This is a genomic window from Streptomyces sp. NPDC016562, assembly GCF_043076955.1.
Lineage (GTDB): Bacteria > Actinomycetota > Actinomycetes > Streptomycetales > Streptomycetaceae > Streptomyces.
In genome coordinates, this window is the sequence record NZ_JBIBRZ010000007.1 from 227,318 (window position 1) to 252,015 (window position 24,698).

Here is a 24,698-nt window from a genome sequence, read left to right on the forward strand (position 1 = left end):
TGACGAAGTGCTGAGCCATCCGCCGGAGGCGTGTTCACCATGGAAGTTTCCTGGACCCTTTGGGCGCTGACCATTCTCGGTCTGTCGCTCCTCATCGGCGCCGATTTCTTCATCGGCCGCAAACCGCACGACGTTTCGATCAAGGAAGCGGGCACCTGGACGGTCGTCTGGATCGCCCTCGCCGGACTGTTCGGCCTGGGCCTCTGGTTCTTCGGCAACGGCCAGGCCTCCCAGGAGTTCTTCGCGGGCTTCATCACCGAGAAGTCGCTGAGCGTGGACAACCTCTTCGTCTTCGTCCTGATCATGGCGAAGTTCGCGGTGCCCTCCCACCTCCAGCAGCGGGTACTGCTCGTGGGCGTGCTGATCGCCCTCGTACTGCGCGCCGTCTTCATCGCCGCCGGCGCCGCGATCATCGCCAGCTTCTCGTGGGTCTTCTACCTCTTCGGCGCCTTCCTGATCTACACCGCGTGGAAGCTCATCCAGGAGGCCCGCAAGGACGAGGACGAGGAAGAGTTCGAGGAGAACCGCCTCCTGAAGTCCGTCGAGAAGAAGTTCGGCGTCGCCGACAGGTACCACGGCACCAAGCTCTTCATCCAGAACAACGGCAAGCGCGTCCTGACCCCGCTGATGGTCGTCATGCTCGCCATCGGCACCACCGACGTGCTGTTCGCCCTGGACTCGATCCCCGCGATCTTCGGCCTCACCCAGGACCCGTACATCGTCTTCACGGCCAACGCCTTCGCCCTGATGGGCCTGCGCCAGCTGTACTTCCTCATCGGCGGACTGCTGAAGAAGCTGGTCCACCTGAGCTACGGCCTGTCGGTCATCCTCGGCTTCATCGGCGTCAAGCTGGTGCTGCACGCCCTGCACGAGAGCGGGGTGCACGTCCCCGTGATCTCGATCCCCGTCTCCCTCGGCGTCATCTGCGGTGTCCTGGTCCTCACCACGGTCACCAGCCTGATGGCCTCCAGGAAGCAGGCGGCGGCCGAGGCCGCCGTCCGTCAGGAGAGCATCGACGTCTGAGGCGCATCGACGCCTGAGGCGTAGCGAGGCTCCGCGGAGCTACGCGGGGGCGGCCGCTTCGGCCGCCCCCGTCTCCGTTCCGCCCTTCTCCGTTCCCCCCGTCGCCCGCGCGCGTACGGCCATCGGATGGGTCTCCGGCAGCAGGGCGAAGCAGCCGAGGCTGATCAGGGCGACCGCGGTCAGGTACACCGCGACGCCCCATGGCGGACCGGAACCGTCCGCCAGCGCCGTCGCCACGACCGGGGTCAGCGCGCCGCCCAGCACGCCCCCCAGGTTGTAGCCGACGGCCGCGCCCGTGCAGCGGATCCGCGGGGCGTACAGCTCCGGCAGGTACGCGCCCACCACCGCGAACATCGTCACCATGCCCAGCAGCGCCCCCAAGAACCCCAGCGTCATCCACAGCGGGTCGGCCGTACGCAACAGGGCCACCAGCGGGAACATCCACAGGGCGCAGGCCGTGCACCCCGCCAGGCACAGCGGCCGTCGCCCGTAGCGGTCGCCGAGCACCGCCACGAGCGGGGTCACCATCCCCTTGATCGCGACCGCGGTCATGATGCAGGCCAGCATCACCGTGCGGCCCACCCCGAGGCGCTCGGTGGCGTAGGCGAGGGACCACGTGGTCACCGCGTAGAAGACGGCGTAGCCCACGGCGAGCGCCCCGCCGGTCAGCAGGAGCAGCCGCCAGTGACCGCGGACCACCTCGGCCAGCGGCGCCTCGGCCCGCCGACCTGTCTCGGCCAGTGCCGTGAACTGCGGGGTCTCCTCCACCGAGCGGCGTAGCCACAGGCCGGTCAGCGCCAGCAGCCCCGCCGCCCAGAACGGCACCCGCCACCCCCAGGAGGTGAACTGGGCGTCGGTCAGCGCAGCGGACAGCGTCAGCATCAGGCCGTTGGCCAGCAGGAAACCCACCGCCGGGCCGATCTGCGGGAAGCTCGACCACAGTCCGCGCCGCTCCTCGGGGGCGTGCTCGGCGGTCAGCAGCACCGCGCCGCCCCATTCGCCGCCGAGCCCGAGGCCCTGGAGGAAGCGCAGCAGGAGCAGCAGGACGGGCGCGGCCACGCCGATCGATCCGTACGCGGGCACGCAGCCCACGGCGACCGTGGCGAGGCCGGTGAGCAGCAGGGAGCCGAGCAGGACCGGGCGGCGGCCGTAACGGTCACCGATGTGGCCGAAGACCGCCGAACCCAGCGGGCGGGCCAGGAAGCCGACGCCGAAGGTGCCGAAGGCGGCGAGGGTCCCGGCGAGCGGGGAGAAGGAGGGGAAGAACAGCGGGCCGAGCACGAGGGCGGCGGCCGTTCCGTAGACGAAGAAGTCGTAGAACTCGATGGCGGTGCCGGCCAGCGAGGCCAGGGCGAGCCGCAGCATGCCGGGGCGGCCGGCCGGGGCGGCGGTGACTTCGAGGGGTGAGCCGGGGGAGCCGGGGGAGGGGTCTTGTTGCATGGTGCAGCAAATACACCCTCCCCCCGCCTCAGGACGTGCGTCCGGTCGTCAACGACCGGAAGGAGTGCGCCGCGTACGCGCGTTGACGCGGTGCGGGGTTCACCAGCCGCGTTCGCGCCATTCGGCGAGGTGCGGCCGCTCGGCACCGAGCGTGGTGTCGTTCCCGTGCCCGGGGTAGACCCAGGTCTCGTCCGACAGCTGGTCGAAGAGCTTGTGCTGCACGTCGTCGATCAGGCTGGCGAAGGCCTTCGGGTCGCCCCCGGTGTTGCCCACGCCGCCCGGGAAGAGGCAGTCGCCGGTGAACACGTGGGCGTGCCCGTGCGGGTCGTCGTAGACCAGGGCGATGGAGCCTGGGGTGTGGCCGACCAGGTGCCGTGCGGTCAGCTCGACCCGGCCGACGCGCACGGTGTCCCCGTCCGCCACCAGGACGTCGGTCGCCACCGGGATGCCCTCGGCGTCGTCGGCGCCCGCGTAGGTGGTGGCGCCGGTCGCCTCGACCACCTCGGCGAGCGCGCCCCAGTGGTCGCCGTGCCGGTGGGTGGTGACCACGGAGGCGATGCCGTCGTCGCCGATCAGGCTCAGCAGGGTGTCCGCCTCGGCGGCCGCGTCGATGAGCAGCTGCTCGTCGGTGGCCCGGCAGCGCAGCAAGTAGGCGTTGTTGTTCATCGGGCCCACCGCGACCTTGGAAATCATCAGGTCCGCGAGCTCGTGCACGTCGGCCGGACCGCCGACCTTGACCTCTCCGGTGTACGTCATGGGGTGATCCTAGAGCGGGGGGAGCTCGGGGAGGGGGCCGCCCGTGGCACTCAGCGACGCGCCCTTGTCCCCGCGGCCCGCGAGCCAGGCCAGCAGCCCGGAGGGCGTGCCGGACACGGTCACGGCCGGGTCCCCGGCGGAGCCGGTGCGCCAGGTGCGCCCGTCGGTCGCGACCAGGGCCACCGGCGGGACCTCCGGCCGTCCGGACCAGCGGTCGGCGAGGAAGTCGATCTCGCGCCCGGTGAACTCCTCCGGGAGGTCGGAGAGCTCGTAGCCGATGTTCAGGTCGACGTGGTGCAGGTCGACCTCGACCCAGCGGCGGAACGGGACGTTGGCGGCGAGGTCGGTGATGCCGTTGCGCAGCTCGACGGTGCGGGACCAGTCCTGGTCGCGTTCGGTGGTGGCGAGGAAGCGGGCCGCGGAATCACGGAGGTCCGTCAGGTGTTCTTCCAGAGGCCGACCGGCGTCGCGTGCGATGTCCGCGTCGCGCGCGCCGGCGCTCTCGTACATCGGGCGGCCCTCGAAGACGTTGACGAGGGCGTCCGCGTTGCGCGCGAGGTGGGCCAGGACGTGGCCGCGGCTCCAGCCGGGGAGGTGTGACTCCTCGGCGAGCGCGGCGTTGTCCAGCTTCGCGACAGCGGTCAGGAGCCGGTCGGTCGCTTCACGTACAGATCGCAGGTCGTGCACATGATCAGTCATAGGAACGAGCCTAGTGGTTGGGGACCTGTGGCCACCCGATCGGGTGAAGAGGTCTGCGCAGTGCCGTAAATCGAATGTGCGTGCTATACGCTCGAAGTCCAGACTCCGAATCCACCGCAGAGGCGCCCCCCATACCCTGGGACGGGGACCTGTGCCCCGCTCTCTCAAGAAAGGTGCGGACCGGCGTGACCGACCGTCTCATCGTTCGTGGCGCACGCGAGCACAACCTCAAGAACGTCTCGCTCGACCTGCCCCGCGACTCGCTCATCGTCTTCACCGGACTCTCCGGGTCGGGCAAGTCCTCCCTGGCCTTCGACACGATCTTCGCCGAGGGCCAGCGCCGCTACGTCGAGTCGCTCTCGTCGTACGCACGACAGTTCCTCGGGCAGATGGACAAGCCCGACGTGGACTTCATCGAGGGCCTCTCCCCGGCCGTCTCGATCGACCAGAAGTCCACCTCGCGCAACCCGCGCTCGACCGTGGGCACCATCACCGAGGTCTACGACTACCTCCGCCTCCTCTTCGCGCGCATCGGCAAGCCGCACTGCCCCGAGTGCCGGCGCCCCATCTCGCGCCAGTCGCCGCAGGCGATCGTCGACAAGGTGCTCGCGCTTCCCGAGGGCAGCCGCTTCCAGGTGCTCTCGCCGCTGGTGCGCGAGCGCAAGGGCGAATTCGTCGACCTCTTCTCCGACCTCCAGACCAAGGGCTACAGCCGGGCGCGGGTGGACGGGCAGACCGTCCAGCTCTCCGAGCCGCCCACGCTGAAGAAGCAGGAGAAGCACACCATCGAGGTGGTCATCGACCGCCTCACCGTCAAGGACAGCGCCAAGCGGCGGCTCACCGACTCCGTGGAGACGGCCCTCGGCCTCTCCGGAGGCATGGTCATCCTCGACTTCGTCGACCTCGCCGAGGACGACCCCGAGCGTGAGCGGATGTACTCCGAGCACCTCTACTGCCCGTACGACGACCTCTCCTTCGAGGAGCTGGAGCCGCGCTCCTTCTCCTTCAACTCGCCCTTCGGCGCCTGCCCCGAGTGCACCGGCATCGGCACGCGCATGGAGGTGGACCCGGACCTGATCGTTCCGGACGAGGAGAAGTCCCTGGACGAGGGCGCGGTCTCCCCCTGGTCCCTTGGCCACACCAAGGACTACTTCCAGCGGCTGATCGGCGCCCTCGCCGGGGAGCTGGGCTTCCGTACGGACATCCCGTGGGCCGGGCTGCCGCTGCGCGCCAGGAAGGCCCTGCTGTACGGGCACAAGACGCAGATCGAGGTCCGCTACCGCAACCGGTACGGGCGCGAGCGGGCGTACACGACGGCCTTCGAGGGCGCCGTGCCGTTCGTCAAGCGGCGGCACGCCGAGTCGGAGAGCGACGCCAGCCGCGAGCGCTTCGAGGGCTACATGCGCGAAGTGCCCTGCCCGACCTGCGAGGGCACCCGCCTCAAGCCGATCGTGCTCGCGGTGACGGTGATGGAGAAGTCCATCGCCGAGGTCGCCGCCATGTCGATCAGCGAGTGCGCGGACTTCCTGGGCCGGCTGCGGCTCGACGCCCGCGACAAGAAGATCGCCGAGCGCGTCCTGAAGGAGGTCAACGAGCGGCTGCGCTTCCTCGTGGACGTCGGCCTCGACTACCTCTCGCTGAACCGGGCCGCCGGCACCCTCTCGGGCGGCGAGGCCCAGCGGATCCGGCTCGCCACCCAGATCGGCTCCGGTCTGGTGGGCGTGCTCTACGTGCTGGACGAGCCCTCCATCGGCCTGCACCAGCGGGACAACCACCGGCTCATCGAGACGCTGGTGCGGCTGCGGGACATGGGCAACACGCTCATCGTGGTCGAGCACGACGAGGACACCATCAAGGTGGCCGACTGGGTCGTGGACATCGGTCCGGGCGCGGGCGAGCACGGCGGCAAGGTCGTGCACAGCGGCTCGCTGAAGGAACTGCTGAAGAACCCGGAGTCCATGACCGGCCAGTACCTCTCGGGCAAGCGGTCCATCGCGATCCCGGACGTGCGCCGGCCCGTGAACGGGGAGCGCAGGCTCACCGTCCACGGCGCCAAGGAGAACAACCTGCAGGACATCGACGTGTCCTTCCCGCTGGGAGTGCTCACGGCGGTCACGGGTGTCTCGGGGTCCGGCAAGTCGACGCTGGTCAACGACATCCTCTACACGCACCTGGCGCGCGAGCTGAACGGCGCCCGCTCGGTGCCGGGACGCCACACCCGGGTGGAGGGCGACGACCTCGTCGACAAGGTCGTGCACGTCGACCAGTCGCCGATCGGCCGCACGCCCCGGTCGAACCCGGCGACGTACACCGGTGTCTTCGACCACGTGCGCAAGCTCTTCGCGGAGACGATGGAGGCGAAGGTGCGCGGCTACCTGCCGGGCCGCTTCTCCTTCAACGTGAAGGGCGGCCGGTGCGAGAACTGCTCCGGCGACGGCACGATCAAGATCGAGATGAACTTCCTGCCGGACGTCTACGTCCCGTGCGAGGTCTGCCACGGCGACCGGTACAACCGGGAGACGCTGGAGGTCCACTACAAGGGCAAGTCCATCGCGGAAGTGCTCAACATGCCGATCGAGGAGGCACTGGACTTCTTCGAGGCGGTGCCGACGATCTCCCGTCACCTGCGGACGCTGAGCGAGGTCGGCCTGGGCTACGTCCGCCTCGGTCAGTCCGCTCCGACCCTGTCGGGTGGTGAGGCGCAGCGCGTCAAGCTGGCCTCCGAGCTGCAGAAGCGGTCGACGGGCCGGACGGTGTACGTGCTGGACGAGCCCACGACGGGCCTGCACTTCGAGGACATCTCGAAGCTGATCAAGGTGCTGTCGGGGTTGGTGGACAAGGGGAACTCGGTGATCGTCATCGAGCACAACCTGGACGTCATCAAGACCGCGGACTGGGTCATCGACATGGGTCCGGAGGGCGGCTACGGCGGCGGCCTGGTGGTGGCCGAGGGCACGCCGGAGCAGGTCGCCTCGGTGGGAGCGAGCCACACGGGCAAGTTCCTGCGGGACATCCTGGGCGCGGAGCGGGTCTCCGACGGGTCGCCTCCGGCGAAGGCCGCGGCGAAGAAGGCCCCGGCCAAGCGGGTGGCCGCCCCGGCGAAGACGGCTGCCGCCGCGGCGAAGAAGGCGGCTCCGGCGAAGAAGACGGTCCGGGCCCGCAAGGCATAGCGCGGCGGCTCTGGGGGGCCGGGGGCTCTGCCCCGGCCCCCCAGCGCCTCGAACGCCGGTGAGGCCGGATGTGCCGGCGATTGCGTGCACGGTCCGGGCGGAGCCCCGATTCAGGACGCGACCCCCACCGCGTGGCCGGCGGTGGCCGGGTCCGTGAGGGTCGTCAGGAGGGCGTCCGCGACGTCCGCGCGGGGGATGGTGCGGCCGCCGCGGACGTTGGCGTCGAGTGCGCGGCGGTAGGTACCGGTGCGGGGCTTGTTCTGGAGCATCGGCGGCCGGATGACCGTCCACTGGGTGCCGCTCGCACCCATCGCGGCCTCCATCACCGCGAGGTCCGCGTAGAGGTCCCGCAGCAGCCTGCGCAGCAGCGGGTAGACCACGGCGCGGGTGAACATCCCCTCGCCGTCCGCCAGCGGGCCGACCGGGGCGGCGCTCACGGCGGAGAGCCGGCGCACCCCCGCGCGGTCCATCGCCGAGGTGATCGCCGTCAGGGCCGGGCCCGCGACGGGGGTCGCCTTGGCCTGCTTGTTGGACGCCGCGCCCAGCGCGGAGACCACCGCGTCCTGGCCGCTGATCACCGACAGCACCGCCTCCTGGTCGGTCACGTCGCTCACCGTGGCCACGCGGAGCCGTTCGTGGGCGGGAACGGGCAGCCGGGCCGGGTCGCGCACGACCGCCGTCACCTCGTGCCCCGCGTCGAGCGCCTGCCGGACGACCTCGCGGCCGACGCCGCCCGTGGCACCGAACACCGTGATCTTCATGGATACCCCCAATGTCCGAAGAAGTGGAGCAAGGGGTGAGTGAGCATTCACTCACCTCGTGTCTCAGCTAGGGTGAGTGAATGCTCACCCCAAAGTCAAGCCGTCCCACCCCGGAGCGCCTGCTCGACGCCGCCGAGAAGCTGATGCGCACCAGCGGCCTGGTGAACGCCACCACCAAGGCCATCGCCCGCGAGGCGGGCTGCTCCGAGGCCGCGCTCTACAAGCACTTCGCGAACAAGGAAGAGCTCTTCGTGCGGGTGCTGATGGAGCGCACTCCCAACGCGGGTCCCCTCATGGCGGCCCTGCAGGCCGATCCGGGCGCGCGGGGAGCCGAACAGGGAGCCGAAGAGGGAGCCGCCGAGCAGGGGGTCGAGGAGGGGCTCGCCGCCATCGCCCTGCACGCCTCGCTCTTCTACGCCGACGCCATCCCCATGGCCGGCGCCCTCTTCGCCGAGCCCGCCCTGCTCTCCCGCCACCGAGAGGGCGTCCAGAAGATCGGCGCCGGGCCGCACGTGGTCCTGGACGCGCTGGCCGGGCGGCTGCGCCGCGAGCTCGACGCGGGACGGCTGCGCCCCGACGCCGACCCGCGGGCCGCCGCGGCGCTGCTGCTCGGCGCCTGCTTCCAGCGGGCCTTCTTCCTGCACTTCTCCGGTCCCCACGTGGTCCAGCCGGTCGACGAGTTCGCCCCGGCCGTGGCCCGGACCGTCTGGGCCGCGCTGCGCTGAAGTGTCAGAGCTCCGTCGCGTACGGGGGTTCCGCGCCCGCTCGGGTGCAGGTGAGGGCGGCCGCGTGGGCGGCGTAGGCGAGGACGTCCGGCCAGTTCGCCCGCCCGAGGCCGCCGGGTGAGGCGGTGAGTCGGTGGAGCAGGGCGGCGTTGACGGTGTCCCCCGCCCCGATCGTGTCCGCCACCGCGACCGGGCGGGCCGCCGCCGAGTGCTCCGCGCCCTCCCGCGTCCAGACCGTCAGGCCCGCGGCGCCCCGGGTCAGCACCACCGCCGACGGCCCCGCCGCCAGCCAGTCGGTGACCCGGCCGCCCAGCCAGTCCGCGTCCTCCTGCGAGAGCTTGAGGACGGAGGCGTACGGCAGCAGCCGCGTCAGGAAACGCTCCCGGTACGCCTCCGGGTCCGCGATCAGCGCCGGCCGGATGTTGGGGTCCAGCAGGGTCAGCAGCCCGCGCCGGGACTCCCGCCGCAGCAGGGCCTCGTACGCGCTCGCCCCCGGTTCCAGGACCAGCGAGCAGGTGCCGAGCGCGAGGGCCCGTACGGCGTCGGGGAGGGCGGGCGGCAGGGCGAACAGCCGGTCCGCCGTGCCCTCGACGTAGAAGCCGTACGAGGCCGAGCCGTCCGGGGCCAGGGAGGGCACGGCGAGGGTGGTCGGTTCCGGCCCGCGCTGGACCAGCGACAGGTCGACCCCCGCCGCCCGCAGCCCGGCCAGGAGGCTCTCGCCGAAGCCGTCCGTGGAGACCCGCGAGCAGAAGGCCACCTCGGCGCCGAGCCGCCCGAGCGCGAGCGCGGTGTTGTACGGACCCCCGCCCGGCCTGGGCAGCAGCGCGCCCGTCGGCCGCGCCACGGGGACCAGGTCGATGAGGGCTTCTCCGCCGACGACGATCACGCGGGGGAAGCTACCCCATGGGGCGGAGGTATCGTCGGGCGGGCCGGTGCCCGCCGGTCCGACAGCTCAGGAGAACCGCATGCCCGCGCCGCAGCCAGCCGCCCGCCGTACCGTCCTCAAGGGCGCCGCCGCGCTCGCCGGGGCCGCGGGCGCGGGAGTGGGCCTCGCGGCCTGCTCCACCGCGACGACCAGCGGAGGCAACACTCCCGCCACTCCCACCGCGCCGGTGGAGCTGGGCGCCGCGGCCGAGGTCCCGGTGGGCGGCGCGAAGCTGTACCGGGAGCGGAAGCTGATCGTCAGCTGCCCGGCGGAGGGCCAGTACACGGCGTTCAGCGCGCAGTGCACGCACGCGGGCTGCGTCCTGGACAAGATCGTCGAAGGTGAGGGCAACTGCCCCTGCCACGGCAGCCGCTTCGACGCGGCCACGGGCAAGGTCGTGAAGGGCCCCGCCACCGACCCGCTGCCCGCCGTCCCCGTCAAGGTGGAGAACGGCAAGCTCATCGCGGGCTGAGCCGCCCCGGGCGGGCACCCCGCAGGCACCGGGCGGGCACCGGGCGGGCACCCGAGCAGTCAGTCCCAGTCCCACGAGATCCCGAGGATCCCGCGCCGCACCGACTGCTCCACCAGGTGCACCGCCCGGTGCCGGCCGCTCGGCGTCAGGTCCGTGACGCCGGTGCGCGCCGCCTCGGGCCCGCTGCGCGCGAAGCGGCGGCACCGCACCGGCAGCGCCGCCTCGTCGAAGCGGACCTGGAGCATGTACTGGCCGCCCGCGTAGCTGAAGCCGCGCACGTATTCGCTGCTGCGCGCGCCCGTACCGTCCTCGATGCCGTAGCCGAACACGTACGTCTCCCCGCGCCGCAGCCGCGCGTCGAAGAGCAGCTCCGCGACCACCACCCCGGCCTGCGGATGGCGCCGCACCCGGCCCGTACGGCAGTTCTCGTACGCCGTCACGCGCATCCCGGACACGTCGCAGCCCGGGTCGCCGTGGTGGACGGCGAGGTAGCGGTCGACCCCGTCGCGGTGCGCCCGGACGATCTGCTGCGAGGTACGGGAGCGCATCTCACCGGCCGGTCCGATGCGCACCCGCTCGTGGTGGCCGACCGAGTGCAGCCCTCCGTCCGGCGGCAGCTCCAGGGCTTCCAGCAGCCGTTCCACCGTCTCGCCCACGCTGAACAGGGCCCGGTAGGGGCGGGCGGCCGGCCGGGCGGGCCCGGGAGCCTGCTCCGGGGTCAGCAACAGCCGGACGAGGGCTCCCTGCGGCAGCTCCAGGATCTCCTCCAGGGCGCTGACGGCCCGCAGCGACTCCGGATGGCGGGGGCGGCGGGCGCCCTGCTGCCAGTAACTGAGGCTGGTGACGCCGACCTTGATGCCGCGCGCCGCCAGCCGGTGCTGTATCCGGTGCAGGGGCAGTCCGCGCGCGGTGACGGCGGCGCGCAGGGCGAGGTGGAAGGGGCCGCCGTGCAGGAGTCGGCTGAATTCCGCCGAACTGGCCGTGTCCTCGGTCGGCCGCATGGTGACCCCTCTGTGAACGTTCACACGCCCCGATGCGCAGGACCGCGCCGCTGCCTCCGGGAGAGCAGGTGGAACGACAGCAACCGTTCACACCCCAGCCCCACCGTTCACACCGCGATGTCACCGTGCATTGAAGCGTGTTGACCTGATCGCGACAACACCCTGATGCTCCTCCACAGCGTCCGGACGCGCTCCTCCACCCCCCATTCCCCACATTGGGAGGAACGCGATGCGCAACAGAAACCGGCGGCTTTCCCTGGCCGCCTTCCTCACCGCCCTGCTCCTCGCCCTGCCCACCGGCACCGCAACCGCCGCGGAGACCGGCAGCGACTCCGCCCTCGCCTACAAGCGCCTGGGCATCACCATGCAGGCTCAGCAGAAGACGAACTGGTGCTGGGCCGCGAGCGGCAACACCATCGCCACCTGGTTCGGCCGCAACTACACGCAGAACCAGTTCTGCAACGCGGCCTTCAACCGTCAGCAGGGCTACGACTGCCCCAACAACCAGGCCACCCTCGGCAACGTCCAGACCGGCCTGCGCTGGGCCGGCATCAGCCCCGGCTCGTACGTCAACGGCTGGCTCCAGTACTCCACCGTCCAGACCGAGATCAACTCCGACCGCCCGATCGAGACCCGGATCCAGTGGTCGGGCGGCGGCGGCCACATGCACGTCATCTACGGCTACGACACCGCCAGCAGCTGGGTGTACTGGGGCGACCCCTGGCCCTCCAGCGACCGATACAACTGGGCCTCGCACGCCTGGTACGTGAACAACAACAGCTTCTCCTGGACCCACTCCCTCTACCGGATCGGGGCGTGAGCGCCATGACCCTGCGCGCCAGAGCCACCGCCACCGCCGCGGTCCTCGCCGCCACCGCCCTCCTCGGTCTCGCCCCGCAGGCGTCCGCGGCCCCCGTGCCGCAGCCCGCGGCCGCCACCGCCGAACACAAGGCCGCCGCCGCGCGGGCGGCCACCGCCCCCGACACCCTGGCCACGCTCTCCCGCTTCTTCGCCCGGGAGGGCAAGGTCTCGCCAGCCGCCGCGCAGCCCCGCATCGAGGGCGAGGCGATACCGGTGAACCACCTCTCCCCGGACTTCGTCGCGGGCAAGGCGGGCGCGTCCGTCGCCCGCCTCGAATTCCTCGCCAGCAAGGCGGTCTCCTCCGACGGCCAGCAGGCCGCGCTGTGGACGGCCCGTACGGAGGCCGGGTGGCAGGTGGTGAACATCGCCACCGGCGACGACGAATTCCGCTATGCGCGCCTCGGCGCCGCGAAGCTGCCCGGCGGGACGGTCTTCCGGGAGCCGCAGATCGACGCGTGGTACGTGGCCGGGGGCGAGCGGGTGCTGCCGCTGGACGAGGACGCCGTACGGGCCGTGGGCTCCGGCGGCACCACCCTCGCCGGATACCGGTCCCGGGTCACCGCCGCCTACGGGGACAAGCTGCCCGGGTCCGTCTATGCCGAGCAGGGCATGGCGGGCGGCTTCACCGAGGCCTCCGCGCAGCCCTCCACGGAGGACGGCGGGAGCGCCGTCACGGCGCTCGCCGGCAGCGCCGGGGCGCTCGCGCTGGGCGGCGCCGGGGTCCTGGTCGCGCTGCGCCGCCGCCGGGCCTTCGCCGCGGCCTAGCCCCCGCACCCGCAGGGCCCGGCTCCCGCCAGAAGCCGGGCCCTGCGGGCTGCTCTGCCGGCCACGCTCTTCCTCGGTCCCCGGGCCCCCGGGACCGTGGGCCGTGGTCCCGGGCATACGGTCGGTTGTCGGCGCCCGCCAGTAGGGTGGTTGGCATGGCCGACCCTTCCAGTTACCGTCCCGAGCCGGGGCAGATTCCCGACACCCCGGGGGTCTACAGATTCCGCGACGAGCACCGCCGGGTGATCTACGTCGGGAAGGCCAAGAGCCTGCGCCAGCGCCTGGCCAGCTACTTCCAGGACATCGCCGGGCTGCACCCCCGTACCGCCACCATGGTGACCACGGCCGCCTCCGTGGAGTGGACCGTGGTGTCCACGGAGGTCGAGGCGCTCCAGCTGGAGTACTCCTGGATCAAGGAGTTCGACCCCCGGTTCAACGTCAAGTACCGGGACGACAAGAGCTATCCCTCCCTCGCCGTGACGATGAACGAGGAGTATCCGCGCGTCCAGGTCATGCGCGGGCCCAAGAAGAAGGGCGTGCGCTACTTCGGTCCGTACGGGCACGCCTGGGCGATCCGCGAGACCGTCGACCTGATGCTCCGGGTCTTCCCCGTGCGCACCTGCTCCGCCGGCGTCTTCAAACGGTCCGCGCAGATCGGCCGGCCCTGCCTGCTGGGCTACATCGGCAAGTGCTCCGCGCCGTGCGTCGGCCGGGTCACCCCCGAGGAGCACCGCGAACTGGCCGAGGACTTCTGCGACTTCATGGCCGGCCGGACCGGCACCTACCTCTCCCGCCTGGAGCGGGAGATGCACGACGCGGCCGAGGAGATGGAGTACGAGAAGGCCGCCCGGCTGCGCGACGACATCGGGGCGCTGCGCCGGGCCATGGAGAAGAACGCCGTGGTGCTCGCCGACGCCACCGACGCCGACCTGATCGCGGTCGCCGAGGACGAGCTCGAAGCCGCCGTGCAGATCTTCCACGTGCGCGGCGGCCGGGTGCGCGGCCAGCGCGGCTGGGTGACCGACAAGGTCGAGGCCGTCGACACGGCCGGGCTCGTCGAGCACGCGCTCCAGCAGCTGTACGGCGAGGAGAAGGGCGAGGCCGTCCCCAAGGAGGTGCTGGTCCCGGCGCTCCCCGAGGACACGCCCGCGCTCAGCCAGTGGCTCGCCGACCGGCGGGGGTCCCAGGTCAGCCTGCGGATACCGCAGCGCGGCGACAAGAAGGCCCTCATGGAGACCGTCCACCGCAACGCGCAGCAGTCCCTGGCCCTGCACAAGACCAAACGCGCCAGCGACCTCACCACCCGCTCCCGGGCCCTGGAGGAGATCGCCGAGGCCCTGGAGCTGGACGGCGCGCCCCTGCGCATCGAGTGCTTCGACATCTCCCACCTGCAGGGCGACGACGTGGTGGCCTCCATGGTCGTCTTCGAGGACGGACTGGCCCGCAAGAGCGAGTACCGGCGCTTCCAGATCAAGTCGTTCGAGGGGCAGGACGACGTCCGCTCCATGCACGAGGTGGTCTCCCGGCGTTTTCGCCGCTACCTGCAGGAGAAGCAGAAGACGGGCGAGTGGGAGGCACAGGAGGGCGCGGTCGCCGACGGCGAGGCCGTCGGGGCCGCCGGGGCCATGGGGGCCGCCGAGGACGACGGGCGGCCCCGGCGCTTCGCGTACCCGCCCCAGCTCGTCGTGGTCGACGGCGGACAGCCGCAGGTCGCCGCCGCCAAGCGGGCCCTGGAGGAGCTCGGCGTCGACGACGTCGCCGTGTGCGGCCTGGCCAAGCGCCTGGAGGAGGTCTGGCTGCCCGGCGAGGACGACCCGGTCGTGCTGCCCCGCTCCAGCGAGGGCCTCTACCTGCTCCAGCGGGTGCGTGACGAGGCTCACCGCTTCGCCATCCGCTACCAGCGCAACAAGCGCGGGAAGCGCCTGAAGTCGGGGCCGCTGGACGAGGTCGCCGGGCTCGGCGAGAGCCGCAAGCTGGCCCTGCTCAAGCACTTCGGTTCGGTGAAGAAGCTGAGACAGGCGACAATCGAGCAGATCTGCGAGGTCCCGGGCATAGGCCGCAAGACGGCCGAGACGGTGGCCGCGGCCCTCGCCCTGGCGGTCCCGGCCGGCCCTGCCGTCAACACGGCCACAGGGGAGATCATTGAGGATGAGGCCCCCGCCCCGCAGGTGGGGGCGCCTCCCGGCGGTAGCCGGGAGCCATCGTCCGAACGGGGGACCGAGCAATGACCGAGCACGAGACCACGCACGACCGAGACGGAGCACAGGTGAGTACGGGCACGACAGTGGAGCCCGGCGAGACCGCCGAGGCGGCCATCCCCGAGCTGGTGATCATCTCCGGCATGTCCGGGGCCGGCCGCAGCACGGCGGCCAAGTGTCTGGAGGACCTCGGCTGGTTCGTCGTCGACAACCTCCCGCCGGCGCTGATCCCCACGATGGTGGAGCTCGGGGCCCGCTCGCAGGGCAACGTGGCGCGCATCGCCGTCGTCGTCGACGTCCGGGGCCGCCAGTTCTTCGACGCCCTGCGCGAGTCCCTCGCCGACCTCGACAGCCGCGGCGTCACCCGGCGCATCGTCTTCCTGGAGTCCTCCGACGACGCCCTGGTGCGCCGCTTCGAGTCGGTCCGCCGCCCGCACCCGCTCCAGGGCGACGGCCGCATCACCGACGGCATCGCCGCCGAGCGCGACCTGTTGCGCGAGCTGCGCGGCGACGCCGACCTGGTGATCGACACCTCCAGCCTGAACGTGCACGAGCTGCGCGCCAAGATGGACGCCCAGTTCGCCGGGGACGAGGAGCCCGAGCTGCGGGCCACCGTCATGTCCTTCGGCTACAAGTACGGCCTCCCGGTCGACGCCGACCTCGTCGTCGACTGCCGCTTCATCCCGAACCCGCACTGGGTCCCGGAGCTGCGCCCCTTCACCGGGCTCAACGAGGAGGTGTCGGGCTACGTCTTCAGCCAGCCCGGCGCCAAGGAGTTCCTCGACCGCTACACCGAGCTGCTCCAGCTCATCGCCACCGGCTACCGCCGCGAGGGCAAGCGGTACGTGACCATCGCGGTCGGGTGCACGGGCGGCAAGCACCGCAGCGTCGCCATGTCCGAGAAGCTCGCCGCCCGCCTCGCCTCCGAGGGAGTCGAGACCGTCGTAGTCCACCGGGACATGGGGCGCGAGTGACCGCACGGACCCCGCGGCTGAGCCGCCTGCGCCGTCTGACCCCCGGACGGGGCGAGGACGGCGCGGGCCGCTCCCGCCGCCGGCGCGGCGCCACGCCCAAGGTCGTCGCCCTCGGCGGCGGCCAGGGCCTGTCGGCCTCCCTCGCCGCCCTGCGCAGGATCACCGGTGACCTCACCGCCGTGGTCACCGTCGCCGACGACGGCGGCTCCAGCGGCCGGCTCCGCGAGGAGCTCGGCGTGCTGCCGCCCGGCGACCTGCGCAAGGCGCTGGCCGCGCTGTGCGGTGACGACGACTGGGGCCAGACCTGGGCCCGCGTGATCCAGCACCGCTTCCAGTCGGAGGGCGACCTGCACGGGCACGCGGTCGGCAATCTGCTGATCGTCGCCCTGTGGGAACAGCTCGGCGACCCCGTCCAGGCCCTCGACCTCGTGGGCCGGCTGCTCGGCGCGCAGGGCCGGGTGCTGCCGATGTCGGCGGTGCCGCTGGAGCTGCAGGCCCTGGTCAGGGGCCACGACCCGGCGCGTCCCGAGGACGTGGACACCGTACGGGGGCAGGCCACGGTGGCCCTGACCCCGGGCGAGGTGCTCTCCGTACAGGTGGTGCCGAGCGACCCGCCGGCCGTGCCGCAGGCCGTCGCGGCGGTCCTGGACGCCGACTGGGTGGTGCTCGGCCCGGGGTCCTGGTTCTCCTCCGTCATCCCGCACCTGCTGGTGCCGGAACTGCTCGACGCGCTGATCGAGACGAAGGCCCGGCGGGTCCTCTCGCTGAACCTCGCGCCGCAGCCCGGAGAAACAGAGGGCTTCTCTCCGCAGCGTCATTTGGAGGTTTTGGCCCGACACGCCCCTAAACTCGCCCTGGACGTGGTGCTGGCCGACGAGGCCGCCGTGCCCGACCGCGAGTCCCTCGCCGATGCCGCGAAACGGTTCGGTGCCGCGGTCGAGCTGGCGCCCGTGGCCAGGCAGGACGGCTCCCCGAAGCACGACCCGGAGCTGCTGGCCGCCGCGTACGACCGTATTTTTCGGATGCATGGAAGGATCGGCCCATGGCGATGACGCCCGCGGTGAAGGATGAGATCTCCCGCCTGCCCGTCACCCGGACCTGCTGCAGGAAAGCGGAAGTCTCGGCGATTCTTCGGTTCGCGGGCGGGTTGCACCTGGTGAGCGGACGGATCGTCATCGAGGCGGAGCTGGACACGGGCATCGCCGCCCGGCGCCTGCGCAAGGACATCCTGGAGATCTTCGGCCATTCCTCGGACCTGGTGGTGATGGCTCCGGGCGGACTGCGCCGCGGCAGCCGCTACGTGGTCCGCGTCGTGGCCGGCGGTGACCAGCTGGCCCGCCAGACGGGCCTCGTGGACGGCCGCGGACGCCCGATCCGCGGCCTTCCGCCGCAGGTGGTCTCCGGGGCCACCTGCGACGCCGAAGCGGCGTGGCGCGGCGCCTTCCTGGCCCACGGCTCGCTCACCGAGCCGGGCCGGTCCTCCTCCCTGGAGGTCACCTGCCCCGGCCCGGAAGCCGCCCTGGCCCTGGTGGGCGCCGCCCGCAGGCTCTCCATCGCCGCCAAGGCGCGCGAAGTGCGCGGAGTGGACCGGGTGGTGGTCCGCGACGGCGACGCGATCGGCGCCCTGCTGACCCGGCTCGGCGCGCACGAGTCGGTGCTGGCCTGGGAGGAGCGGCGGATGCGGCGCGAGGTGCGCGCCACCGCCAACCGTCTCGCCAACTTCGACGACGCCAACCTGCGCCGCTCGGCGCGGGCCGCGGTGGCCGCCGGAGCGCGGGTCCAGCGCGCGCTGGAGATCCTCGGCGAAGAGGTCCCCGAGCACCTCGCCGCGGCCGGCCGGCTGCGCATGGAGCACAAGCAGGCCTCCCTGGAGGAGCTGGGCGCGCTCGCCGACCCGCCGCTGACCAAGGACGCGGTCGCCGGCCGGATCCGCCGCCTGCTGGCGATGGCCGACAAGCGGGCCCAGGACCTGGGCGTCCCGGGCACCGAGTCGAACCTGGACCTCAGCGAGGACATGGCCGACAACATGGTGGGCTGACCGCTCCGCGTACGTACGAAAGGGGCTCGCGCGATCACTCGTGCGGGCCCCCTTTCGGTAGGCCCCATTGACATGAGCACGGGGCGGTCTTGAGGCTGGCGTCCAACGCTTTCGTGGCTGACGACGCCCAGGGGGGCACATGAGGCACCGCGCGAGAACGATCCTCGCCGCAAGCGCACTCGTCTTCGGTTCCACACTCGCCGCGCTACCCGCGGCGGCCCAGGCCCAGCCCGGCTCCGCCGCGTCCGGCGCCGACGAGGTCCGGGTCTACGACGCCGACATCACCCGGGAACAGGTCCCGCTCGTCCTCGCCGCCGGCCAGGACGCCCACGAACTCACCGAACGCGCCCCGGAGAGCGGGACCGCCCGGGTCGAGCTCTTCCTCACCGAGGCCCAGGCCGAGGAGCTCGGCGCCCAGGGCGTCAAGGTCGCCGAGCGCAGGATCCCGGCCCAGGGGCTGGCGCGGGCCCAGGCCGCCGGTGACGGCGTGTTCCGCCCGTACAGCGGCAAGGGCGGCCTCCAGGAGGAGATCCTGCGGACCGCCCAGGAGAACCCGGGGCTCACCAAGGTCGTCTCCATCGGCAAGACCGTCCAGGGCAAGGACATCCTCGCCCTCAAGGTCTCCAAGAACGCCAAGAAGACCAAGGACGGCGCCAAGCCGTCGGTCCTCTACATGTCCAACCAGCACGCCCGCGAGTGGATCACCCCCGAGATGACCCGGCGGCTGATGCACCACACGCTCGACAACTACGGCAAGGACCAGCGGATCACCCGCCTGGTCGACTCCAGCGAGCTGTGGTTCCTCCTCTCCGCCAACCCCGACGGCTACGACTACACCCACGCCGCCGACGGCCAGCGGCTGTGGCGCAAGAACCTGCGCGACAACAACGGCGACGGCAAGACCGCCCCCGGCGACGGCGTCGACCTGAACCGCAACTTCGCCTTCAAGTGGGGCTACGACAACGAGGGGTCCTCGCCGAACCAGGCCAGCGAGACCTACCGCGGCCCGAGCGCCTCCTCCGAGCCCGAGACCGTCGCCCTGGACGCCTTCGAGAAGCGCATCGGCTTCGAGTACGCCGTCAACTACCACTCCGCGGCCGAGCTGATCCTCTACGGCGTGGGCTGGCAGGTCGCCACCCCCACCCCCGACGACGTCGCCTACAAGGCGCTCGCCGGCACCCCGGAGAACCCCGCCGTCCCGGGCTACTACCCGCAGGTCTCCTCCGAGCTCTACACCACCAACGGCGAGGCCGACGGCCACGCCTCCAACGTCAACGGCGTCATGATGTTCACGCCGGAGATGACCACCTGCCAGACGGCCTCGGCCAGCGACCCGAACGACGCGTGGCGGCCGGAGGACTGCGCCTCCGGCTTCAACTTCCCGGACGACGAAAAGCTCATCCAGGCCGAGTTCGCCAAGAACGTGCCCTTCGCCCTCTCGGTCGGCGAGAGCGCCGCGCACCCGGACCGCCCGGCGTCCTCCGTGGGCCTGAGCGCCGCGGACTTCACCCTGGACCCCTTCACCACGTCCTACGCGGCCCGCGGCGAGGACCAGACGGTCTCCGTCACGGCCCGCAAGGCGCTGAAGGACAAGGAGCTCAACTTCAGGATCAACGGCGGCCGCACGCACGACGAGGACCTCGAAGCCTGGGAGGGCGGCGAGGTCTACGGCGGCGACGACAACAACTGGTTCGACGAGTACCGCGCCGAGGTCGACGGCGCCAAGCCCGGGGACAAGGTCGAGGTCTGGTTCACCGGCCGCGGCCGCTCCGGCGAACAGGTCTCCAGCGAGCACTTCACGTACACGGTCGCCGAGCGGCCTCGCGCGGACGTCCTGGTGATCGCCGAGGAGGGGGCCACGGCCCAGCACGCCCGGACGTACGTCGACGCCCTGCGCGCCAACGGCAGGTCCGCGGCGGTCTGGGACGTCGCCGTCCAGGGCGCCCCGCACCACCTCGGGGTGCTCTCCCACTTCGGCACGGCCGTCCACTACACCGGGGCCAAGACCCCCGGCGGTGACACCCAGCTCGCCGTGCGCGACTTCCTCAACGAGGGCGGCAAGCTGATCGAGGCCGGTGAGCTGGCGGGCGGCAACGCCCAGGTCGGCCGCGCCGTGACCAACGACTTCAGCCAGTACTGGCTCGGCGCCTACGGCCGGGCGAGCACCCCCGGCGCCACCGGCTTCACCGGCGACGGCGCCCTGAACGGGGCCGGCGGAGCCCTCGCCGACGCGGCGGGCAACCCGCTGAACGCCCCCGGCGCCTACACCGTCACCTCCGACACCCTGGCGCCCGCGCAGTTCCCGCAGTTCAAGAGCGCCCCCGCGGGCCGGTTCACCGGGGTCGTCAACCCCTACGCCCCCTTCGCCGGCACGCAGATGGCCTCCGCGCTGCACGCCGACAACGACTGGAAGCGCCTGGTGCGCACGATCGACCTGACGGGCGTCTCGGCGGCCGACGCGCCCAAGCTGAAGCTCGCGCTCAACTGGAACACCGAGGAGGGCTACGACCACGCCGTCCTGGAGGCCCGTACCGCGGGCGGCGACGACTGGACCACCCTGCCCGAGGCGAGCGGCCTCACCAGCTCCACCGTCCCAGAGGAGTGCGCGGCCGGCTTCTTCATGAACGGCCACCCCTTCCTGCGCCGTTACCTCACCCTGGACTCCGGCGGCTGCAGCCCGCAGGGCACCAGCGGCGCGTGGAACAGCTTCACCGGTTCCTCCGGCGGCTGGAAGCAGGTCGCCTTCGACCTGAGCGCCTACGCGGGCAAGAGCGTGGAGGTCTCGCTCTCCTCCATCACCGATCCGGGCTCGGGCGGGCGCGGCGTCTTCGCGGACGAGGCGCGCCTGTCGGTCGGCGGCGCGGACCAGGCCGTGGAGGGCTTCGAGACCTCCCTCGGCGTCTGGGCCGCACAGGGCGCACCGGCCGGAAGCCCCGACGTTCCCGGCGACTGGTCCAGGACGGGGGAGCAGTTCAGGTCCTATGCGGCGGTCACTACGCGTGACACGGTCCTGCTGGGCTTCGGCCTGGAGCACCTGCCGGCGGCGGCGGACCGAGCGCTACTCGTCGGTAAGTCGCTCCGCGCGCTGAACCGCTGATCAGAGGCCCTTCCGTCCCTCACCCTGAGTGACGGGGGCGAGGGTCCCCGGGGGCCCGTTCCAGCCCGTCGGGTACGGGACCCCGGGGCGTGTCAGGCCCCGACCGATGTCACCCAAAAGCTCACGGAGAGGTAGGGTCGTAAGCGGTCGGGGACATCCCATACAGCTCGCCGGCGCTCTTTACCGGCGCACCAACGAGGAGATCGGTTCGTGACGATCCGCGTAGGCATCAACGGTTTTGGCCGTATTGGCCGTAACTATTTCCGGGCGCTCCTGGAGCAGGGAGCGGACATCGAGATCGTCGGTGTCAACGACCTGACTGACAACGCGACCCTGGTGCACCTTCTCAAGTACGACACCATCCTGGGTCGCCTGAAGCAGAACGTCAGTCACACCGACGACAGCATCACCGTCGGTGGCCAGACCTTCAAGACGTTCGCCGAGCGCGACCCCGCGAACCTCCCCTGGGGTGAGCTGGGCGCCGACATCGTCATCGAGTCGACCGGCATCTTCACCAAGAAGGCCGACGCCGCCAAGCACATCGCCGCCGGCGCGAAGAAGGTCCTCATCTCGGCTCCGGCCAAGGACGAGGACATCACCATCGTGATGGGCGTCAACCAGGACAAGTACGACGCGGCCAACCACCACGTCATCTCCAACGCCTCCTGCACCACCAACTGCGTGGCGCCGATGGCCAAGGTCCTCCTGGAGAACTTCGGCATCGTCAAGGGCATGATGACCACGGTCCACGCCTACACGAACGACCAGCGGATCCTGGACTTCCCGCACTCGGACCTGCGCCGCGCCCGCGCCGCCGCCGAGAACATCATCCCCACCACCACGGGTGCCGCCAAGGCCACCGCCCTGGTCATCCCGGAGCTGGCGGGCAAGCTCGACGGCATCGCGATGCGCGTCCCGGTTCCCACGGGCTCGGTGACCGACCTCGTGATCGAGCTGGAGCGCGAGGTGACCAAGGACGAGGTCAACACCGCCTTCCAGAAGGCGGCCGAGGGCCAGCTGAAGGGCGTCCTGGACTACACCGAGGACGCGATCGTCTCGTCCGACATCGTGAACTGGCCGGCGTCCTGCACTTTCGACTCCTCCCTGACCATGGTCCAGGGCAAGAGCGTTAAGGTCGTCGGCTGGTACGACAACGAGTGGGGCTACTCCAACCGTCTCGTCGACCTGACCGTCTTCGTCGGCGGTCAGCTGTAAGCACGTAGGGCAAGGCACCACGATGTGAGCACAGGGTCCGAGCAGCGCGACGAAGCGCCGCACGGGCCCTGTTGCTTGCCTCGTTCTCCCTTCCTCGCCCTTCGAGTGAAGGTCTCAAAGGAGTAGGAACACATGAAGACGATCGATGAACTGCTCGCCGAAGGCGTCAAGGGCAAGCGGGTCTTCGTCCGCGCGGACCTGAACGTCCCGCTGGCCGAGGGCACCATCACCGACGACGGCCGCATCCGCGCCGTCCAGCCCACGATCGCGAAGCTCGCCGCCGCCGGCGCCCGCGTCATCGTGGCCTCGCACCTGGGCCGCCCCAAGGGCACCGGCGTAGAGCCCGCCTTCTCGCTCGCCCCGGCCGCCGCGCGCCTCGGTGAACTGCTCGGCGCCGACGTCGCGTTCGCCACCGACACCGTCGGCGCCTCCGCCAAGGAGACCGTCGCGGCCCTCACCGACGGCCAGGTCGCCGTCATCGAGAACCTGCGCTTCAACGCCGGCGAGACCTCGAAGGACGACGCCGAGCGCGGCGCCTTCGCGGACGAGCTCGCGGAGCTGGCGGACGTCTACGTCGGTGACGGCTTCGGAGCGGTCCACCGCAAGCACGCCTCGGTCTTCGACCTCCCCGCGCGCCTCCCGCACGCCGCCGGCTACCTCATCGCCACCGAGGTCGGCGTCCTGCGCAAGCTGACCGCCGAGGTCGAGCGCCCGTACGTCGTGGTCCTCGGCGGCGCCAAGGTCTCCGACAAGCTGGCCGTCATCGACCAGCTGCTCGGCAAGGCCGACCGCATCCTCATCGGCGGCGGCATGGCCTACACCTTCCTGTACGCCAAGGGCTACGAGGTCGGCATCTCCCTGCTCCAGAAGGACCAGGTGGACGTCGTCAAGGAGTACATGAAGCGCGCCGAGGAGACCGGCGTCGAGCTGGTCCTCCCGGTCGACGTCCTGGTCTCCGAGGAGTTCCCGGACCTCAAGGGCAAGACCCCGGCCACCTTCGAGACCGTGGACGCGGACAAGATCCCCGCGACCAAGGAGGGCCTCGACATCGGTCCCAGGACGCGCGAGCTGTACGCGTCGAAGATCGCCGACGCCAAGACCGTCTTCTGGAACGGCCCGGTCGGCGTCTTCGAGCACCCCGACTACGCCGGCGGTACCAGGGCCATCGCCCAGGGCCTGCTCGACAGCAGCGCCTTCACCGTCGTCGGCGGCGGAGACAGCGCCGCCGCGGTTCGCATTCTCGGCTTCGACGAGAATGCGTTCGGCCACATTTCCACCGGTGGCGGCGCCTCCCTCGAATACCTCGAGGGCAAGACGCTCCCCGGCCTCGCCGCCCTGGAGGGCTAGAACCACATGAGTGATCCCGTAAACGGCCGCACCCCGCTGATGGCGGGCAACTGGAAGATGAACCTCAACCACCTCGAGGCCATCGCCCACGTCCAGAAGCTCGCCTTCGCGCTCGCCGACAAGGACTACGACGCCGTCGAGGTCGCGGTCCTGCCGCCCTTCGTCGACCTGCGCTCGGTCCAGACCCTGGTCGACGGCGACAAGCTGAAGATCAAGTACGGCGCCCAGGACCTCTCCGCGCACGACTCCGGCGCCTACACCGGCGAGATCTCCGGCTCGATGCTGGCCAAGCTGAAGTGCACGTACGTGGCCGTCGGCCACAGCGAGCGCCGCCAGTACCACGGCGAGGACGACGAGATCTGCAACGCCAAGGTCAAGGCCGCCCACCGGCACGGGCTCACCCCGATCCTGTGCGTCGGCGAGGGCCTGGACGTCCGCAAGGCCGGCCAGCAGGTCCCGTACACGCTGAACCAGCTCGACGGCGGCCTCAAGGACATCCCGGCCGAGCAGGTCGAGTCCATCGTCGTCGCGTACGAGCCCGTATGGGCCATCGGGACCGGCGAGGTCGCCACCCCCGAGGACGCCCAGGAGGTCTGCGGGGCGATCCGCGGCCGCCTCGCGGAGCTGTACTCGCAGGAGGTGGCCGACAAGGTCCGCATCCAGTACGGCGGCTCGGTGAAGTCGGGGAACATCGCGGCGATCATGGCCCAGCCGGACGTCGACGGCGCCCTGATCGGCGGCGCGGCGCTGGACGTGGACGAGTTCGTCAAGATCGTCCGCTTCCGCGACCAGTGAGTATGCGGTAGGGCGGATCCGTCGTACCCTTGCGGGGGCCAGAGGCTGGATTACCAGCCGCTGGCCCCCGCGCACATCCAGCAAAGCCGGTTTGCCTGAGAAAGCCAGAAAGTAGGAATCAGCCGTGATTATGGGGTTCTCGATCGCCCTGATCGTCTTCAGCGCCCTGCTGATGCTGCTCGTGCTGATGCACAAGGGCAAGGGCGGCGGCCTTTCCGACATGTTCGGCGGCGGTATGCAGTCGTCGGTCGGCGGCTCCTCCGTGGCGGAGCGGAACCTGGACCGCATCACCGTGGTCGTGGGTCTGCTGTGGTTCGCGTGCATCGTCGCGCTCGGCCTGGCGATGAAGTCGAGCAGCTGACCGTTCTCGCCATTCCGGCAGTCCGGTCGGCACTGCCCGGCCTATCATGTGGGTCGGCGTCCATGGCGTGGAATC

21 protein-coding genes are annotated in these 24,698 nt (G+C 71.3%); 15 read left to right on the plus strand and 6 right to left on the minus strand.

What is annotated here, in order from left to right:
• Window positions 1-39: 39 nt before the first annotated feature.
• A complete protein-coding gene (locus ACF059_RS26525) occupies window positions 40-1,023 on the plus strand; it encodes a TerC family protein (protein ID WP_392061638.1) in 984 nt (327 codons plus the stop codon).
• Between the two features lie 39 nt (window positions 1,024-1,062).
• Here the strand turns inward: ACF059_RS26525 and ACF059_RS26530 are convergent, their stop codons facing one another.
• The 3 genes from ACF059_RS26530 to ACF059_RS26540 all read right to left on the minus strand — a co-directional run bounded on the left by ACF059_RS26530 (window position 1,063) and on the right by ACF059_RS26540 (window position 3,918).
• Window positions 1,063-2,388 (minus strand): MFS transporter, encoded by a 1,326-nt coding sequence (locus tag ACF059_RS26530; protein WP_392061922.1) that lies wholly within the window; start codon window positions 2,386-2,388, stop codon window positions 1,063-1,065.
• A gap of 174 nt (window positions 2,389-2,562) precedes the next feature.
• Window positions 2,563-3,219: an MBL fold metallo-hydrolase gene (locus ACF059_RS26535; RefSeq protein ID WP_392061641.1), complete on the minus strand. Its 657-nt coding sequence runs from the start codon at window positions 3,217-3,219 to the stop codon at window positions 2,563-2,565.
• A 9-nt stretch (window positions 3,220-3,228) separates the two neighbouring features.
• On the minus strand, window positions 3,229-3,918 hold the full coding sequence (locus tag ACF059_RS26540; protein WP_366866917.1) for a maleylpyruvate isomerase family mycothiol-dependent enzyme: 690 nt from the start codon (window positions 3,916-3,918) through the stop codon (window positions 3,229-3,231).
• Window positions 3,919-4,103: 185 nt separating this feature from the next.
• On the opposite strand from ACF059_RS26540, the gene uvrA reads away from it, so the two are divergent.
• On the plus strand, window positions 4,104-7,088 hold the full coding sequence (uvrA, locus tag ACF059_RS26545; protein ID WP_392061645.1) for an excinuclease ABC subunit UvrA: 2,985 nt from the start codon (window positions 4,104-4,106) through the stop codon (window positions 7,086-7,088).
• 110 nt (window positions 7,089-7,198) lie between these two features.
• Here uvrA and ACF059_RS26550 read toward each other — a convergent pair whose 3' ends face one another.
• A complete protein-coding gene (locus tag ACF059_RS26550; RefSeq protein WP_392061647.1) occupies window positions 7,199-7,849 on the minus strand; it encodes an NAD(P)-dependent oxidoreductase in 651 nt (216 codons plus the stop codon).
• Between the two features lie 80 nt (window positions 7,850-7,929).
• On the opposite strand from ACF059_RS26550, the gene ACF059_RS26555 reads away from it, so the two are divergent.
• Window positions 7,930-8,574 carry a TetR/AcrR family transcriptional regulator gene (locus ACF059_RS26555; protein WP_392061650.1) on the plus strand — a complete coding sequence of 215 codons (645 nt, stop codon included), beginning with the start codon at window positions 7,930-7,932 and terminating at the stop codon, window positions 8,572-8,574.
• A 4-nt stretch (window positions 8,575-8,578) separates the two neighbouring features.
• On the opposite strand, the gene ACF059_RS26560 is transcribed toward ACF059_RS26555, so the two are convergent.
• Window positions 8,579-9,460 carry a carbohydrate kinase gene (locus ACF059_RS26560; protein ID WP_392061653.1) on the minus strand — a complete coding sequence of 294 codons (882 nt, stop codon included), beginning with the start codon at window positions 9,458-9,460 and terminating at the stop codon, window positions 8,579-8,581.
• A gap of 79 nt (window positions 9,461-9,539) precedes the next feature.
• On the opposite strand from ACF059_RS26560, the gene ACF059_RS26565 reads away from it, so the two are divergent.
• Complete coding sequence (locus ACF059_RS26565; RefSeq protein WP_392061656.1) at window positions 9,540-9,971, plus strand: Rieske (2Fe-2S) protein; 432 nt, start codon at window positions 9,540-9,542, stop codon at window positions 9,969-9,971.
• 59 nt (window positions 9,972-10,030) lie between these two features.
• Here ACF059_RS26565 and ACF059_RS26570 read toward each other — a convergent pair whose 3' ends face one another.
• Window positions 10,031-10,972, minus strand: a complete 942-nt coding sequence (locus ACF059_RS26570; protein ID WP_392061659.1) for a hypothetical protein — start codon at window positions 10,970-10,972, stop codon at window positions 10,031-10,033.
• A gap of 229 nt (window positions 10,973-11,201) precedes the next feature.
• Between ACF059_RS26570 and ACF059_RS26575 the strand changes: the two genes are divergently transcribed.
• From ACF059_RS26575 to secG, 11 genes are all read left to right on the plus strand, one after another.
• A complete protein-coding gene (locus tag ACF059_RS26575; protein ID WP_392061661.1) occupies window positions 11,202-11,792 on the plus strand; it encodes a papain-like cysteine protease family protein in 591 nt (196 codons plus the stop codon).
• Window positions 11,793-11,797: 5 nt separating this feature from the next.
• Window positions 11,798-12,598 carry a hypothetical protein gene (locus ACF059_RS26580; protein ID WP_392061925.1) on the plus strand — a complete coding sequence of 267 codons (801 nt, stop codon included), beginning with the start codon at window positions 11,798-11,800 and terminating at the stop codon, window positions 12,596-12,598.
• A 155-nt stretch (window positions 12,599-12,753) separates the two neighbouring features.
• On the plus strand, window positions 12,754-14,826 hold the full coding sequence (uvrC, locus tag ACF059_RS26585; RefSeq protein WP_392061664.1) for an excinuclease ABC subunit UvrC: 2,073 nt from the start codon (window positions 12,754-12,756) through the stop codon (window positions 14,824-14,826).
• On the plus strand, window positions 14,823-15,770 hold the full coding sequence (gene rapZ, locus ACF059_RS26590; protein ID WP_030707027.1) for an RNase adapter RapZ: 948 nt from the start codon (window positions 14,823-14,825) through the stop codon (window positions 15,768-15,770). Before uvrC ends, rapZ begins: the two co-directional genes overlap by 4 nt.
• Window positions 15,767-16,822, plus strand: coding sequence for a uridine diphosphate-N-acetylglucosamine-binding protein YvcK (yvcK, locus tag ACF059_RS26595; RefSeq protein ID WP_360890307.1), 1,056 nt, complete (start codon window positions 15,767-15,769; stop codon window positions 16,820-16,822). The genes rapZ and yvcK overlap by 4 nt, the downstream gene beginning before the upstream one ends.
• Window positions 16,813-17,808 (plus strand): DNA-binding protein WhiA, encoded by a 996-nt coding sequence (gene whiA, locus ACF059_RS26600; protein ID WP_360890304.1) that lies wholly within the window; start codon window positions 16,813-16,815, stop codon window positions 17,806-17,808. Before yvcK ends, whiA begins: the two co-directional genes overlap by 10 nt.
• 139 nt (window positions 17,809-17,947) lie before the next feature.
• Window positions 17,948-20,905 (plus strand): M14 family zinc carboxypeptidase, encoded by a 2,958-nt coding sequence (locus ACF059_RS26605; protein ID WP_392061667.1) that lies wholly within the window; start codon window positions 17,948-17,950, stop codon window positions 20,903-20,905.
• Window positions 20,906-21,115: 210 nt separating this feature from the next.
• The gene (gene gap, locus ACF059_RS26610) at window positions 21,116-22,120 is read left to right on the plus strand and encodes a type I glyceraldehyde-3-phosphate dehydrogenase (RefSeq protein WP_360890298.1); all 1,005 of its coding nucleotides are present in this window, start codon (window positions 21,116-21,118) and stop codon (window positions 22,118-22,120) included.
• A 132-nt stretch (window positions 22,121-22,252) separates the two neighbouring features.
• Window positions 22,253-23,467 carry a phosphoglycerate kinase gene (locus ACF059_RS26615; RefSeq protein ID WP_360890296.1) on the plus strand — a complete coding sequence of 405 codons (1,215 nt, stop codon included), beginning with the start codon at window positions 22,253-22,255 and terminating at the stop codon, window positions 23,465-23,467.
• 6 nt (window positions 23,468-23,473) lie between these two features.
• Window positions 23,474-24,262 (plus strand): triose-phosphate isomerase, encoded by a 789-nt coding sequence (gene tpiA, locus ACF059_RS26620; RefSeq protein WP_392061671.1) that lies wholly within the window; start codon window positions 23,474-23,476, stop codon window positions 24,260-24,262.
• 130 nt (window positions 24,263-24,392) lie between these two features.
• Window positions 24,393-24,623: a preprotein translocase subunit SecG gene (gene secG, locus ACF059_RS26625; RefSeq protein ID WP_360890673.1), complete on the plus strand. Its 231-nt coding sequence runs from the start codon at window positions 24,393-24,395 to the stop codon at window positions 24,621-24,623.
• The last annotated feature ends 75 nt before the right edge of the window (window positions 24,624-24,698 follow it).